15 protein-coding genes are annotated in these 13,337 nt (G+C 73.4%); 11 read left to right on the top strand and 4 right to left on the bottom strand.

The features are described 5' to 3' along the window. Positions 1-119: 119 nt before the first annotated feature. From DEJ51_RS17480 to pucL, 4 genes are all read left to right on the top strand, one after another. Complete coding sequence (locus tag DEJ51_RS17480) at positions 120-3,419, top strand: BTAD domain-containing putative transcriptional regulator (RefSeq protein WP_150258430.1); 3,300 nt, start codon at positions 120-122, stop codon at positions 3,417-3,419. Positions 3,420-3,625: 206 nt separating this feature from the next. After that, entirely contained in the window at positions 3,626-4,477 is an 852-nt protein-coding gene (locus tag DEJ51_RS17475; RefSeq protein WP_150258429.1) for a PaaX family transcriptional regulator C-terminal domain-containing protein, read from the top strand. A gap of 67 nt (positions 4,478-4,544) precedes the next feature. After that, complete coding sequence (locus tag DEJ51_RS17470) at positions 4,545-5,894, top strand: aspartate aminotransferase family protein (protein ID WP_150258428.1); 1,350 nt, start codon at positions 4,545-4,547, stop codon at positions 5,892-5,894. A 282-nt stretch (positions 5,895-6,176) separates the two neighbouring features. Continuing rightward, positions 6,177-7,094: a factor-independent urate hydroxylase gene (pucL, locus tag DEJ51_RS17465; protein ID WP_150258427.1), complete on the top strand. Its 918-nt coding sequence runs from the start codon at positions 6,177-6,179 to the stop codon at positions 7,092-7,094. A 118-nt stretch (positions 7,095-7,212) separates the two neighbouring features. Here pucL and DEJ51_RS17460 read toward each other — a convergent pair whose 3' ends face one another. Further along, positions 7,213-7,668 (bottom strand): histidine phosphatase family protein, encoded by a 456-nt coding sequence (locus tag DEJ51_RS17460; protein WP_150258426.1) that lies wholly within the window; start codon positions 7,666-7,668, stop codon positions 7,213-7,215. 188 nt (positions 7,669-7,856) lie between these two features. On the opposite strand from DEJ51_RS17460, the gene DEJ51_RS17455 reads away from it, so the two are divergent. From DEJ51_RS17455 to DEJ51_RS17430, 6 genes are all read left to right on the top strand, one after another. Continuing rightward, positions 7,857-8,072: a CbtB domain-containing protein gene (locus tag DEJ51_RS17455; protein ID WP_150258425.1), complete on the top strand. Its 216-nt coding sequence runs from the start codon at positions 7,857-7,859 to the stop codon at positions 8,070-8,072. Between the two features lie 50 nt (positions 8,073-8,122). Beyond that, positions 8,123-8,890: a CbtA family protein gene (locus DEJ51_RS17450; RefSeq protein ID WP_150258424.1), complete on the top strand. Its 768-nt coding sequence runs from the start codon at positions 8,123-8,125 to the stop codon at positions 8,888-8,890. 21 nt (positions 8,891-8,911) lie between these two features. Then, positions 8,912-9,160, top strand: coding sequence for a hypothetical protein (locus DEJ51_RS17445; RefSeq protein ID WP_150258423.1), 249 nt, complete (start codon positions 8,912-8,914; stop codon positions 9,158-9,160). A gap of 219 nt (positions 9,161-9,379) precedes the next feature. Continuing rightward, the gene (locus DEJ51_RS17440; RefSeq protein WP_150258422.1) at positions 9,380-9,979 is read left to right on the top strand and encodes a class F sortase; all 600 of its coding nucleotides are present in this window, start codon (positions 9,380-9,382) and stop codon (positions 9,977-9,979) included. A gap of 114 nt (positions 9,980-10,093) precedes the next feature. Then, positions 10,094-10,477 (top strand): hypothetical protein, encoded by a 384-nt coding sequence (locus DEJ51_RS17435; RefSeq protein ID WP_150258421.1) that lies wholly within the window; start codon positions 10,094-10,096, stop codon positions 10,475-10,477. A gap of 57 nt (positions 10,478-10,534) precedes the next feature. Continuing rightward, on the top strand, positions 10,535-10,729 hold the full coding sequence (locus tag DEJ51_RS17430) for a hypothetical protein (RefSeq protein ID WP_150258420.1): 195 nt from the start codon (positions 10,535-10,537) through the stop codon (positions 10,727-10,729). Positions 10,730-10,825: 96 nt separating this feature from the next. On the opposite strand, the gene DEJ51_RS17425 is transcribed toward DEJ51_RS17430, so the two are convergent. From DEJ51_RS17425 to DEJ51_RS17415, 3 genes are all read right to left on the bottom strand, one after another. Further along, complete coding sequence (locus DEJ51_RS17425) at positions 10,826-11,230, bottom strand: hypothetical protein (RefSeq protein WP_150258419.1); 405 nt, start codon at positions 11,228-11,230, stop codon at positions 10,826-10,828. Between the two features lie 66 nt (positions 11,231-11,296). Beyond that, positions 11,297-11,695, bottom strand: coding sequence for a RidA family protein (locus tag DEJ51_RS17420; protein ID WP_150258418.1), 399 nt, complete (start codon positions 11,693-11,695; stop codon positions 11,297-11,299). A gap of 135 nt (positions 11,696-11,830) precedes the next feature. Beyond that, positions 11,831-12,304 carry an RrF2 family transcriptional regulator gene (locus DEJ51_RS17415; protein ID WP_150261981.1) on the bottom strand — a complete coding sequence of 158 codons (474 nt, stop codon included), beginning with the start codon at positions 12,302-12,304 and terminating at the stop codon, positions 11,831-11,833. A gap of 125 nt (positions 12,305-12,429) precedes the next feature. Between DEJ51_RS17415 and DEJ51_RS17410 the strand changes: the two genes are divergently transcribed. Then, on the top strand, positions 12,430-13,257 hold the full coding sequence (locus tag DEJ51_RS17410) for a hypothetical protein (RefSeq protein WP_150258417.1): 828 nt from the start codon (positions 12,430-12,432) through the stop codon (positions 13,255-13,257). Positions 13,258-13,337: the final 80 nt, after the last annotated feature.

The raw sequence follows: 13,337 nt of genomic DNA, 5'->3' as shown, positions 1-13,337 counted from the left end.
ACCGTCGCGGCACCACGGAGGACGGCGGCCCGCAATTCCCAGCGGGCGGCCGTCCTCGACGTGCCCGTTCCGGACAATGCAATGGCAGTACCGCCGAACGACGCCGCACAATGTTCGCCATGCGGATCTCGATGCTGGGTGCCCTGGACGTACGGGGCGAGGACGGAAGCGGCGTCGGAGTCGGGGGGACCCGCCTGCGGGCGCTGCTGATCCTCCTGGCACTGGAGCCGGGGCGGGTGGTCGCCTCGGAGCTCCTCGTCGACGGGATCTGGCAAGACGCTCCGCCGGCCGGTGCCGCCAACGCCCTTCAGGCGCTGGTGTCACGGCTGCGCCGGGCCCTGCCCGGGGTGGGGGTGGAAGCGCACCCCGCCGGATACCGCCTGGTCGTCGAACCCGACGCCGTGGACGTGGTCCGCTTCGAACGGCTGGCCTCGGCGGGCCGCGGGGCACTGGCCCGTGACCCCGCGACGGCGGCGCGGCTGCTGCGCCAGGCCCTGGAACTGTGGCGCGGCCCGGCCCTGTTGGACGTCGCGGGCTCCGCCTTCTTCCGGGCCCCGGTGACCCGGCTGTCGGAGTTGCGGATGGCGGCCCTGGAGGACCGGATCGAGGCGGATCTACGGGTGGGACGCGGCCGGGAGCTGACCGGCGAGCTGACCTCCCTCGTCGCCGAACACCCCCTGCGGGAGGGGCTCGTCGGGGCACTGATGCGGGCTCTCGTCGCGGCCGGACGGCCCGCCGAGGCGCTCACCGTCTACGGGAAGGCACGCGAGGCCCTCGCCGAGGAGCTCGGGGCGGATCCCTCCCCGGAGCTCTCCGCCCTGCACACCGCCGTACTGCGCGGACAGGTCGAGGTCCCGTCGGGGCCGCCGGGCCCCGACGCACCCCCGCCGTCACCGTCACCGTCACCGACCAACCTGCGGGCCGGACTGGCCAGTTTCGTGGGCCGTGACGAGGACCTCCGCCAAGTCGACTCCCTCATAGGCCGCTTCCGGCTCACCACGCTGACCGGGCCCGGCGGCGCCGGAAAGACCAGGCTGGCCGTCCAGAGCGCCCGCCCCCTGCTGGCCCGGTTCCCCGACGGTGTCTGGCTGGTGGAGCTCGGACCGCTGAGCGCGGAGGCCGACGTACCGCCCGCCGTCCTGAACGCGCTGGCCCTGCGGGACCAGGCACCCGCCGCGGGTGACCCGCTGGACCGGCTCACCGCGGCCCTGCGTTCCCGTACCGCGCTGCTGGTCCTCGACAACTGCGAGCACCTGGTCGAAGCGGTCGCCGCGACGGCCGACCGGCTGCTCGGCGCCTGTCCGGGGCTGCGCATCCTGGCGACCAGCCGGGAGCCGCTCGGCCTCACCGGCGAGGCGTTGTGGCCGGTGCGGCCGCTGGCCCTCCCGCCCCGGGACGCCGACGCGGCACAGGCCATGTCCTACGCGTCGGTGCGGCTGCTGAACGACCGTGCGGCGGCGGCCCGTTCCGGCTTCGCCGTCACCGAGGAGAACGCTCCGGCCGTGACCCGGATCTGCCGGGCCCTCGACGGGATGCCGCTGGCCGTGGAACTGGCGGCGGCCCGGCTGCGGACGATGAGCCCCGAGCAGCTCGCGGCCCGGCTCGACGACCGCTTCCGGCTGCTGACGGGCGGCGCGCGGACGGCTCCGCGCCAGCACCGGACGCTGCGCGCCGTGGTGGACTGGAGCTGGGACCTGCTGACGGAGCCGGAGCAGGTGCTGCTGCGCAGGCTCGCCGCGTTCCCCGGCGGCGCCACGGTGGAGTCAGCCGAGGGGGTCTGCGCGGGCGGCCCCGTCGAGGTCTACGACGTACTCGACCTGATCACCTCGCTGACCGACAAGTCCCTGCTGGTGACGGCGGGCGACGGGCGCTACCGGATGCTGGAGACGATCCGCGCGTACGCGCTGGAGCGGCTCGAAGAGGCCGGCGAGCGGGAGGTGCTCCGGCGTGCGCACGCCGCCCACTTCACCGGCCTGGCCGAGGCCGCGGACCCGTACCTGCGGCGGGCCGAGCAGCTGGAGTGGCTCGGCCGGCTCACCGAGGAGCACGACAACCTGGCCGCGGCGCTGCGCGGTGCGATCGCGGCGGGCGACGCGCGGGCGGCCGTACGGCTGGTGGCGGCGGCCGGGTGGTACTGGTGGCTCGGCGGGCACAAGGCGGACGGCGCCGAACTGGCGTCGCAGGCCCTCGCGTTGCCCGTTCCCGGGGGGCCGGACGGGACCCCGGGACCGGACGGGACCCCGGGACCGGACGGGACCGGTGGCGGCGACGGAACGCCCGAAGCGCCCGAGGCGCACGCGGACGACGAGGCCCGCGCCGTGGCCTGTGCGCTGGCCGCGCTCTTCGCGACGGCCGGACTCGGTGACGACCTGCGGACCGCGGAACTGCTCCGCCAGGGGCTGTTGTTCGCCGGACGCAGCGGGAGCCGGCATCCGGTGGTCCGCTTCCTGGAGCCGCTGGAGCGGCTGCTGCGCCGTACGGACGGGGCCGAGGCGCCGCCGCCGGACGCGTGGGCGGGACTGCAGGCAGACGAGGACCCCTGGGTCCGGGCGCAGGCCCGGCTGGAAGGTGCCAAGGCGCTGCTGGGAGCCGGCGGCCCGCCCGCCGAGGCCGAAGCCTCGATCGAGGCGGCCCTGACCGGGTTCCGTGCGCTCGGGGAACGCTGGGGGATCTCCTTCGCGCTGACGCTGCTGGCGGATCTGGTGGCCCGGCGCGGCGACCACCGCGCGGCGATCGGTCACTACGAGGAGGCGGTGGCGGTGATCGGCGAGCTGGGTGTCGTCGAGGACCGGCTGTACGCCTGGGTCAGGCAGGCACAGCTGTGCCGGCTCGCCGGGGACGCGGCCCGCAGTGCGGAGGTCATGGCGCGGGCCGAGCGGGACGCGGTGGCGGCCGGCTGGCCCGAGGCGCTGGCCATGATGGCCCACGGCAAGGCGGACCTGGCGCGCTGGAGCGGCGAGCCGGCGTCGGCCCGGGCCGAACTGGCGCGGGCCGGGGACGCGGTCCGCGAGGTCGCCGTGCACCCGGTGTTCGAGGTGGTGGTGTTGGACTCCCTCGGGTACCTGGACGCGGCGGACGGCGCGTTGGCCGCCGCCCGCGCCCACCGCGCCGAGGCGCTGGAGCTGGCCGTGGCGGCCGGGCACGCGCCGACGCTCGCGCAGGTGCTGGTGGGCGTCGCGGACCAGGCGGTGCAGCTGGACCGCCCGCGCGAGGCGGCCCGGCTGCTGGCCGCGGCCCTCGCCGTGCGCGGCGGGCCGGACCACTCGCGCCCCGACGCGGCCCGGGTGGAGTCCGCGGCGCGCGCCGCGCTCGGCGACGCCTACGAGGAGTGCGCGCGGTACGAGGGGTACGCGGCCGGGGGCGGTGTGCCGGGGCCGGCCGCCGTGCGGGAACTCGCGCGACTCACGCTGGGCGGCTGAATCCCTCCGGGAAGCGCCGCTGGCCGGCGAGCAGGCCGGACGGGTTGCACTCGCTCTTTTATTCGTTCACATCAAAAACGATCGTACACACAATGAACGTACTATTCTCGTGCGGATGAAGAGATACGGGTGCAGCGCACGCCCTGGCTGCGCGACGTGCTGGGCCTCGGGGGCGTGACGACGATGCACGAGGAGGTGGCGCCGCGATGAGCGGGATCCCCACGCGGATGGTGGTGCACGCGCTGGTCCGGGAGGACGGGACGGTCGCGGGCGAGGAGTTGTACGAGGTCGCCGCCCTGCTCGGGATGACCGACCAGCAGGTGCGGCTGTGCGTGAAGCGGCTGGTGACCGAGGGCCGGTTCACGGCGGAGGGGCGCGGCAGGCGGGCCGTGCTGTGCCTGGCGGCGGGGGCGGAGCCGGGCGCCGGGCCGGCGGCCGGGCAGGCCCTCGTACCGGAGGTGGAGTTCGTCCGGCACGCGTACCGGCAGGACCGGGGGCTGGAGCCGTGGGACGGGCTCTGGCACGCCTTCGCCTTCGCCGTACCGGAATCCGCCCGGGCCGCCCGGGACTCCCTGCGGGACGCCCTCACCGGGCTGGGGGCCGCCCCGGTCCAGGGCGGTCTGTACGTCACGCCGAACGCGATCGGGCCGTACGTGCGGGCACACGCGGCGGAGCTGGGCCTCTCCGAGGCGCTGACCTGCCTGAGCACCGGGGACCTGACGGTGGGCGGCACGGGCGGCACCGCCGGGCCCCGGGCCCTGGCGGAGCGGCTGTGGCCGCTGCCGGAGATCGCGGCGCGGTACGGGGAGCTCCGCGCGCTCGCGGAGCTCCCCGCCGAGCCCGGCCGGGCCGCCGGGCTGGCGCACGCCGTCACGCTGGCCGCCGCCTTCTCCGCCGCGATGCTCCCCGATCCGCTGCTCCCGCCGGAGCTGCTGCCGCAGCCGTGGCCGGGCACGACGGCCCGGGCGGCGGCGTCCGAGGCCTGGGCCAGGCTGGAGGCCGCCGCTCCGGCCCCGGGGCCGCGGCTGTTCCGCCTGTACGGCGAGGCACTGGCCTGACCCGCCGGACGGGGGCCGGCGGACCGGTCCCCACCCATTCCACATCGTGGACAACTACTCTCGTTTCATGAACGCAGAAGCCTCCGCCCTCGCCGCCGTGAAAGACGCTGACCGGAAGCACGTCTTCCACTCCTGGTCTGCGCAGGAGCTCATCGATCCGCTCGCCGTGGCGGGCGCGGAGGGCTCGTACTTCTGGGACTACGAGGGCAACCGCTTCCTCGACTTCTCCAGCGCCCTCGTCTACACGAACATCGGCTACCAGCACCCGAAGGTCACTGCGGCGATCCAGGAACAGGCGGCCAAGCTGTGCACCGTCGCGCCGGGATTCGCCGTCGACGTGCGCTCCGAGGCGGCCCGGCTGATCGCCGAGCGGACCCCCGGCGACCTCGACAAGATCTTCTTCACCAACGCCGGCGCCGAGGCCGTGGAGAACGCCGTCCGCATGGCCCGGCTGCACACCGGCCGGCCCAAGGTGCTGTCCGCGTACCGCTCGTACCACGGCGCCACCTCCACCGCGATCAACCTGACGGGCGACGCCCGCCGCTTCGGCAACGACTCCGCGACCGCCGGCGTCGTGCACTTCTGGGGGCCGTTCGCCTACCGCTCGCCCTTCTACGCGGCCACCGGGGCCGAGGAGTGCGAGCGGGCCCTGCGCCACCTGGAGGACACCATCGTCTTCGAGGGGCCGCAGTCCATCGCCGCGATCATCCTGGAGACGGTCGGCGGCGCCCCGGGCGTGCTCGTGCACCCGGAGGGCTACCTGGCCGGGGTCCGCGCGCTGTGCGACCGCTTCGGCATCGTCTTCGTCCTCGACGAGATCATGGTCGGCTTCGGCCGCACCGGGAAGTGGTTCGCCTCCGAGCACTGGGACGTGACCCCCGACCTGATCTGCTTCGCCAAGGGCGTGACCAGCGGATACCTGCCGCTCGGCGGGGTCGCCGTCTCGGGCGCCATCGCCGAGACCTTCGCCCGTCGGCCCTACCCGGGCGGGCTGACCTACTCCGGGCACGTGCTGGCGTGCGCGGCCGCCGTCGCGACGATCGGCGTCATGGAGGAGGAGGGCATCGTGGAGCAGTCCGCGCGGACGGGTGCGGAGCTGCTCGGCCCCGGCCTGCGCGCGCTCGCCGAGCGGCACCCCTCCGTCGGGGAGGTCCGCGGACTCGGCACCTTCTGGGCACTGGAGCTGGTCCGGAGCAAGGACACCCGCGAGCCGCTGGTCCCGTACAACGCCTCCGGCGCGGAGAACGCCCCGATGGCCGAGTTCGGGGCCGCCTGCAAGAAGGGCGGGCTCTGGCCGCTCGTCGCCGGCAACCGCATCCACATCGCGCCGCCGTGCAACATCTCGCCCGAGGACGTCGCCAAGGGCCTGGAGATCCTCGACGAGGCCCTCTCGGTGGCGGATGCGCACACCTCCTGACCTGTGGTTCTGTGGGGTCGCCCAAGGCGTGGGTGCTGGTGTTCGGAGGATTCGTACGGGGATCAACCCCCCGTACGCGTGCTGCAATCCGTGCAGGCCGTAAGACACACAACAGGCCAAGCACCTACGAACCGGGATGCACGTCAGGCCCGGGGCGGTCCCTCGGCGAGGGGCCGAACGGCGGGGAGCGGGACGTCCTTGACTCGGGCGGGCGCTGGACGCCGGGCGTACGGGATCCAGACCACCGGACTCCGTGTTCCCGAGTACCCGAAGGAAGACAGCATGAGCAAGCACGTCCTGGCCCAGAACCAGTACGGCAAGGCCGAGAACCGCATCGTGAAGGTCACCCGCAAGGGCAGCGACGGCTCCTGGCACGAGATCCGCGACCTCAACGTCTCGGTCGCGCTCCGCGGTGAGTTCCGCGACGTCCACCTCACCGGCGACAACGCCAACTGCCTGCCGACCGACACCACCAAGAACACGGTGTACGCCTTCGGCAAGGAGCACGGCATCGACTCCCCCGAGGCCTTCGGCATCCAGCTCGCCAAGCACTTCGTCTCTTCCCAGCAGCCGATCCGCGAGGCCCAGATCCGCATCGAGGAGTACGCCTGGGACCGCATCCCGGTCCCCACGCGCAAGGAGCAGCACTCCTTCGTCCGCAAGGGCCAGGAGGTGCGCACCGCGCAGATCACCTACAGCGAGACGACCGGCCTGCAGGTCATCTCGGGTCTGAAGGACCTGACGGTGATGAACTCGACGAACTCCGAGTTCCACGGCTACATCAAGGACAAGTACACGACGCTGCGGGAGGCGTACGACCGCATCCTGGCGACCAAGGTCACCGCGCGCTGGGCGCACTCGGCGCTGGCCGCCGACGACACGGGGTACGACTGGGACCAGGCGTACAAGAAGGTCCGCAGGAACCTGCTGGAGGCCTTCGCGGAGACGTACTCGTACTCGCTGCAGCAGACCCTGAACCAGATGGCCGAGCGGGTGCTCGACAACTGCGCCAAGGTCAACGAGGTGCGCCTCAACCTCCCCAACAAGCACCACTTCCTCGTCGACCTGGAGCCCTTCGGCCTCAAGAACGACAACGAGGTCTACTTCGCGGCGGACCGGCCGTACGGCCTGATCGAGGGCACCATCCACCGCGACGGCGTGCAGCCGGTCATCTCGACGTCCGACTGGATCGTCGCGTGAGGCGCGGCTGACCGCCCGATCGGCCCGGACCGCGTCGCGGGGTCCGGGCCGCATCTTTTCCCGTCCGCGGCCACGACTGGTCCCGCTTCCGCGGCCACGGCTCGTCCCGCTTCCGCGGCTACGGCTCGTCCTGCGACCGGCCGACCAGCAGGTTCCAGCGCCCCGCCCGCCCCGTGAGGGTGGTCACCGACTCCGGCCGTACGTCGAGCCGCCAGAAGGCCGCCGCGGGCAGCTCCAGGGCGTGCACCACGGCCGCCCGGACGACGGCCTGCTCCACCACGATCCGGTGCGTCCCGGCGGCCAGGCCCGCGAGCTCGGCCCCGACGCGGGCGATCAGCGCGTCCACGGACTCCCCGCCCGGAGGCGCGTACCCGGGATCCGACAGCCAGGCCCGCACACCGTCCGGGTCCCCGCCCGCCACCTCGTCCAGGGTGCGACCGGCCCAGTCACCCGTGGCCAGTCCGCGCAGCCCCTCGTGGCCCGGGCAGGGCCGGGCGTGACCGAAGCGGCCCTGGCGGGCGGCCGCGTCCAGAGGGAAACTGACCAGTCGAACTCGTACCAACGGGGTCTTCATAAGGGGAGCGTAAGCGCGGTACGGTCACAAATGGTTCAATTGACTTACGACGGAACGACGGAAGCACGGTGAGAATCCGGCACGGTCGCGCCACTGTGAAACCTCCCCGAGCGGGAGGAAAGTCAGACCCGCCACCGTCGTAGCGAGCACCACTGACCGGGACGCGTGTTCCCTCTGGAGGTTCTGCCATGGCCCACTCCGCCGTGCCCACGACGAACTCACCCGCCGTCGCCCCCATCTCGCTCTCCGCGCTGGCCCCCTGGGCCGTGTTCGTCGGCATCCTCATGCTCGTCCTGCTGTACTTCGTCGGCGCCGAGCAGGGCGCCACCTCGGTCTTCGAAGGGGAGACCATCCACGAATGGCTGCACGACGGCCGCCACCTGCTCGGCTTCCCCTGCCACTGATTCCCCTGCCGCCAACCGACGTCCGACGTCTCAGCAAGGGAACAGAACCGATGACTTCCACTTCTCCGGGTGGGGTCTCCCCCCGCACCCTGCTCGTCCGCGGCATGATCGCCGGCCTGCTGGCCGGCGTGGCCGCGTTCCTCGTCGCGTACCTCCTCGGTGAGTCCAAGGTGGACGCGGCGATCGCCATCGAGGAAGCCGCCGCGGCCGGTCACGACCACGGCGAGGACGCGCCGGTCAGCCGGGCCCTCCAGGCCACGGCCGGCCTCGGCACCGGCGTCCTGCTCTACGCGGTGGCGCTCGGCGGCATCGCCGCGCTCGTCTACTGCTTCGCCCTGGGCCGCATCGGCCGCTTCGGCCCGCGGGCCACGGCCGCCCTGGTCATCGGGGGTCTGTACGTCACCGTCACGCTGGTGCCGTTCTTCAAGTACCCCGCCAATCCCCCCGCCGTGGGCGATCCCGGGACCGCCGCCCGGCGGACCGCCCTCTACCTGCTGATGATCGCCCTGAGCGTGCTGCTGGCGGCCGGCGCGCTGATCCTGGGGCGGCGGCTCGCGCCGAAGCTCGGCAACTGGAACGCGTCGGTCGTCGCCGGCGCGGCCTTCGTCCTGGTCATCGGCCTCTCCTACGCCCTGCTGCCCGGCGTCAACGAGGTCCCGGCGGACTTCCCCGCCGCGCTGATCTGGGAGTTCCGCCTCGCGTCCCTGGCCATCCAGACGGCGCTGTGGACGACTTTCGGCCTGGCTTTCGGTTATCTAGCCGAACGAGCCCTTGTATCCGCCTCCGCACCCAAGGAGGCTGTGCAGCCGACCAGTTGAGCACGAGGGGGCCGGTAGTACATGGCGACGGCAATCAGGCAGTGGCGGGGCTGGACGGGCGCGGCCCCGTTCTGGCTGAACTCGCTCCTGCTGCTCCTGGCCCCCTGCTGTGCCGTCACGCTCTTCGGCCAGATCGGGATCATCGCCGCACTGGCCGCGCTGGGCGGCCTGGCCCGGCACCTCTGGTACGGCGACTACGGTCACCCGGCCATGCATCTGGCCGGCGCGCTGATGGGGGCGGGCACGGCCGCCTTCGTCATGTGCGGTTAGGCCGACGGCCCAGGCCGTCTCTCACCCGTTCGGGCGTATGGGCGCCACGGCGGGCATCCGGCCGGTGGACCCTTCTCGAACTGCGAAGACTCCCCGATCGGGCGACGACACGCCCGTGACGCCATGTCAGTCCACCGTGTTGCACGGGTTACCGACGGGCAGAGGAGGTGTCCACTGCTCACATGACCCGGCCGTGCGAGCCGGACAGGAGGGAATCCCATGCCCCGCGCCAAGTGGGTCGTCGCCTCGCTGACGGTGGTTCTGCTGTCCACCGGTATCGCGGTGCTGCAACGGACCGAGGGTGCCCGGTCCGCGGCCGTGACCACCGACGACGCGCTTCCCTCAAGGGCGTTGGGGCTGTCCGGCCACCGCCGCCTGGTGCGGGAGCTGGAGCAGTCCGGCGAGCACACCCCCGGTACGGGGGCCCGGTCGCCGCGCAGCGCCCCCGGGCCGCTGCGCGGCGTCGACGGACCCCTGCGGGCGGCGCGCCCGCTGCGGTTGCGCATCCCGAGCCTGGGCGTGGACCTGCCGCTGACCGGCGGCCGTGCGGCGGTCGCGTGGGACACGGGGGGACCGGCGCCCGGCGCCGCCGGGACCGCTGTGGTGACCGTGGAAGGGCTTCGCCTCGGTGAGTTGCGGCGGGGCCGGACCATCGAGATCCCGCGCGCGGACAGCCGTACCGCCGTGTTCACCGTCGTACGGATCTCACCGGGCAGGGCCTCCGGCCACGAGGGGACGCCCGGCCGGGCCCAACTGCGGCTGGTGGGCGGCGAGACCGCCGTGCTGGCCCGGCTGACCGGGCAGCGCCGGACCCACTGAAACCACCGGGCCAGGTGGCGGTCTGTCAGCCGAGGGGGGTGTCTTCGTCCCCCGGTCGGGGGCTTCTCGGCGTCCGCCCGGGAGTCCTTCGGCGTGGCGGGGCATGCCCCTCGCATGAGCGGGAGGCACTACACGCGTTCGGCACTGGCCAGGGCTCTGACCGTGGCCTGTGTCGTGCTGCTGTGCGTCTTCGGCGCCGGTCCGGCCGGCGCCGAGGCCGCCGAGTTCCGCTCCGCCTCCGCCGTGCCCGCCGTACCGGGCGCCCCCGTCGAGTCCCCCGAGCCCGTCGAGGGCCAGTCCGATCCGGCTCCGGCCCCCGACCCCGAGGCGCGGGCGGCCGTACGGACGGTCACGCGCGCGTTGCCGGGGGTACGGCGGGCACCGCTCGCCGTGTTTCACGTGGAACATCCGGCCGGCCCGGCGTGCGGGCCCGCGGCGGACGCGGCCGAACCGGCGCTGTCCCGGCGGACGGTGCGGAGCGTGGTGCTGCGCTGCTGAGCGGACCGAGGTCCGAACGCAGCCCCCACACCCCCCTGAGCACCGTGAGGTTCCGCCATGCCCATCGACCCGTACGCCGCACTGAACGCCATGCTCCGCGCCGAGGTCACGCGGTTCTCCCCGCCGGTCCGGCCGACCGAACCGGCCGCGTCACCGAAGGCCACGGCCACGGCCACGGGAACAGCCACGGCCACGCCCGTGGAGGCCGAGAGCGAACCGCAGCGGACCGCCCCCGCGGACTCGGCCGCGTAGGACCGCGCAGGACCGCGCAGGCGCGCCGGACACGCGGCCGAACGCCGGTCGTCCGGGCCCCTCGGCCCGGACGACCGGCGCTCGCCGCCGGACCGCTCAGTCCTCGTGCGTGTAGTAGCGGTAGAACGCCGCCAGGCCGACACCCGCGCCGACGGCGAGGCCCACCACGACGGCTTTGAGGATCGACTGGCCGGTGAGGCTGTGCAGATAGCCCGCCGCGATGCCGCCGAAGGCTCCGTAGGCGGCGGCATGGACCTCACGCATCATCCGGGGGCCGACCCTCGCCAGGGTGAACATGATCCCCGCGAAGATCACGCCGCACAGGATCCCGTAGAAGACGTTGGCCGTGGTCACCGGCCCCGCCTGGCGCTCGATGAAGGCGGCCCAGAATCCGTAGACGAGTCCGAGGAGCACAGGTCCCACGAACGCGCTCTTGTGCAGGTGGGACGTGCTCGCCGACTGCCGGTGCCGCCCGAAGGCGGAGGGTGCCGCATGTGCCATGACGGGCTCCTCTCTCCCATCCTCCAGGGCACACCCGCCACCCCCGGGCGGCAAGTGGATCAGTGGTCAGGGCGTGCGCACGGCCACCGCGTCGATCTCGAAGAGCATGTCGGGCAGGGCCAGCGCGGCCACGCCGATCAGGGTCTGGGCGGGCAGCTCGGTCCCCCAGGTGGCATCCAGCTGCTTGAGCAGGATCTCCAGCTTCCGCTGGTCGTGGCCGACGATGTAGGTGCCGATACGGACCACGTCGGAGGGGCCGAGACCGACGGCCGCGAGGGCGGTACGGAGATTGGCGAAGGCCCGCTCGACCTGCTCGGCGAAGTCCCCGGAGACGACGTGGCCGTGCTCGTCGGAGCCGTACTGCCCGGCTATGAACACCTGCTCACCGGGTGCGGAGACGATGTGGCTGTAGCCGTAGCCGGTCGGGGTGTGGAGTCCTGCCGGGTTGGTGATGCTGCGCGTCATGCCGAGCTCCCTGGGTCCGTTTCCGTGTCCGTACGTGTGGTGCCTGAGGTGCGCCGTGCCGGGGTCGCGCCGTGCCGGGGTCGCGCCGTGCCAGGGTCGCGCCGTGCCTGGGTTGCGCTGGCCTGCGGACGCCCCCTAGCGCGCGGCGAGCCAGGCGCGGAGGCGCTCGGGGGCCCCGGGGGCCTGCCGTTCGGCCTGCTGCCGGATCTCGTCGAGGTTCTGGGCCGCCAGTGCCCTGCGCCAGGCGAGTTCGGCCCGGGTCATGGCGTGCGCGATGGCGCAGTCGGCCGCATAGGCGGCAGGGGCGTCGGCGCCGGGCCCCTGCTGCCGGATCTCCGCGCACCGGAAGGCCTCCTCGGGCCCTTCGACGGCGGCGACCACGTCCATGAGCGAGATGGCGTCGAGCGGGCGGGCCAGCCGGAAGCCGCCCCGGGGGCCGGGGGTGGACGTGACGATGCCCGCCCGGGCCAGCGCCTGCAGCTGCTTGTTGAGGTAGGCCGCGGGCAGGTCGTGCCAGGCGGCCAGACGCGCCGCCGACACGGCCCTCTCCGGACCGCTCCAGGCCAGGTTGACGCAGCTGTGCAGCGCCCACTCGACGCCCTCGCTCATCTTCATATTCTGGATATTAGATGTCCAGGATTATGGGCGCAAGGGTGCCCCGCCGCGCGCCGGTCCGCCACCCGCCCGCAGCAACACCGCTCGCGCCCGGCCCCGCGTCCGCTTTCCCTGGTGACGTGCGCACCATCCTGTCGACGGTACTGATCGTGCTCGTGGCCCTCCTGGTGCCCGCGAGCGCCGTCGCGTACTGGGCCGACCGCGAGCTGGGCAACGCCGACCGGTACACCGCCGCCATGTCCCCGCTCGCCGAGAACGCGAAGGTGCAGGAGGTCGTCGTCACCCAGGTCACCCGCGCCCTCGCCGGCCAGATCGACGCGGGGCCCTTCCAGATCGGCGTGGACACCCTGCTCGGGGAAGCCCTGCACTCCTTCGCCGGCACCCCCGCCTACCGGACCGCCTGGGACGCGGCCAACCGCGCCGCCCACGCGGCGTTCCTCGACGCCCTCACCACCGGCCACGGCGACGCCCTGACCATCGACCTCGCACCCGTCATCGGCCAGGTCAGGGGCGACCTCGTCGCCGACGACGTGCCCTTCGCCGACCGCATCCCGGTGACCCACCTGACCGTGAAGGTCATGGAGTACGACAATCTCGGCGCTCTCCGGAAGGGGTTCCACATGCTCCAGGTCGCCGGCGTCTGGCTGCCCGCACTGACCCTGGTCCTGGCCGCGGCGGCCATCGCCGTGGCCGTCCACCGGCGGCGCGCCGTGATGGCCACCGGTGTGGGGCTCGCGGTCGGGGCCGGACTCCTGTGGCTGGCGGTGGACGTGTGCCGCCGGCTCACCCTGGACGATCTGCCCGCCGACATCGACCGGCCCGCCGCCGGGGCGGTGTACGACGCCCTCACCGCGTACCTGCGCACGACCGCCTGGGTGGTGCTGCTGATCGGGCTCGCCGCCGCACTCGCCGCAGGGGTGATGGGACGACTACGCCGCACCCCATAAGCTCGGAAGGTACCAACACGCACAGAACCATGCAGAAGATCACAGAAGAACCGATTCGCGAGCGGCGGGCACGGAAGCGG

It is taken from the genome of Streptomyces venezuelae, assembly GCF_008642275.1.
GTDB classification, from domain to species: Bacteria; Actinomycetota; Actinomycetes; order Streptomycetales; family Streptomycetaceae; genus Streptomyces; species Streptomyces venezuelae_E.
Note: the sequence above shows the minus strand (reverse complement) of the source record. Positions and strands in the feature narration are given on the sequence as shown.

Bases quoted from the DNA above. Each gene is read 5' to 3' on its own strand.
- DEJ51_RS17480 (WP_150258430.1), top strand. From the start codon at position 120: ATGCGGATCTCGATGCTGGGTGCCCTGGACGTACGGGGCGAGGACGGA.
- DEJ51_RS17475 (WP_150258429.1), top strand. From the start codon at position 3,626: ATGAGCGGGATCCCCACGCGGATGGTGGTGCACGCGCTGGTCCGGGAG.
- DEJ51_RS17470 (WP_150258428.1), top strand. From the start codon at position 4,545: ATGAACGCAGAAGCCTCCGCCCTCGCCGCCGTGAAAGACGCTGACCGG.
- pucL (WP_150258427.1), top strand. From the start codon at position 6,177: ATGAGCAAGCACGTCCTGGCCCAGAACCAGTACGGCAAGGCCGAGAAC.
- DEJ51_RS17460 (WP_150258426.1), bottom strand. From the start codon at position 7,668: ATGAAGACCCCGTTGGTACGAGTTCGACTGGTCAGTTTCCCTCTGGAC.
- DEJ51_RS17455 (WP_150258425.1), top strand. From the start codon at position 7,857: ATGGCCCACTCCGCCGTGCCCACGACGAACTCACCCGCCGTCGCCCCC.
- DEJ51_RS17450 (WP_150258424.1), top strand. From the start codon at position 8,123: ATGACTTCCACTTCTCCGGGTGGGGTCTCCCCCCGCACCCTGCTCGTC.
- DEJ51_RS17445 (WP_150258423.1), top strand. From the start codon at position 8,912: ATGGCGACGGCAATCAGGCAGTGGCGGGGCTGGACGGGCGCGGCCCCG.
- DEJ51_RS17440 (WP_150258422.1), top strand. From the start codon at position 9,380: ATGCCCCGCGCCAAGTGGGTCGTCGCCTCGCTGACGGTGGTTCTGCTG.
- DEJ51_RS17435 (WP_150258421.1), top strand. From the start codon at position 10,094: ATGAGCGGGAGGCACTACACGCGTTCGGCACTGGCCAGGGCTCTGACC.
- DEJ51_RS17430 (WP_150258420.1), top strand. From the start codon at position 10,535: ATGCCCATCGACCCGTACGCCGCACTGAACGCCATGCTCCGCGCCGAG.
- DEJ51_RS17425 (WP_150258419.1), bottom strand. From the start codon at position 11,230: ATGGCACATGCGGCACCCTCCGCCTTCGGGCGGCACCGGCAGTCGGCG.
- DEJ51_RS17420 (WP_150258418.1), bottom strand. From the start codon at position 11,695: ATGACGCGCAGCATCACCAACCCGGCAGGACTCCACACCCCGACCGGC.
- DEJ51_RS17415 (WP_150261981.1), bottom strand. From the start codon at position 12,304: ATGAGCGAGGGCGTCGAGTGGGCGCTGCACAGCTGCGTCAACCTGGCC.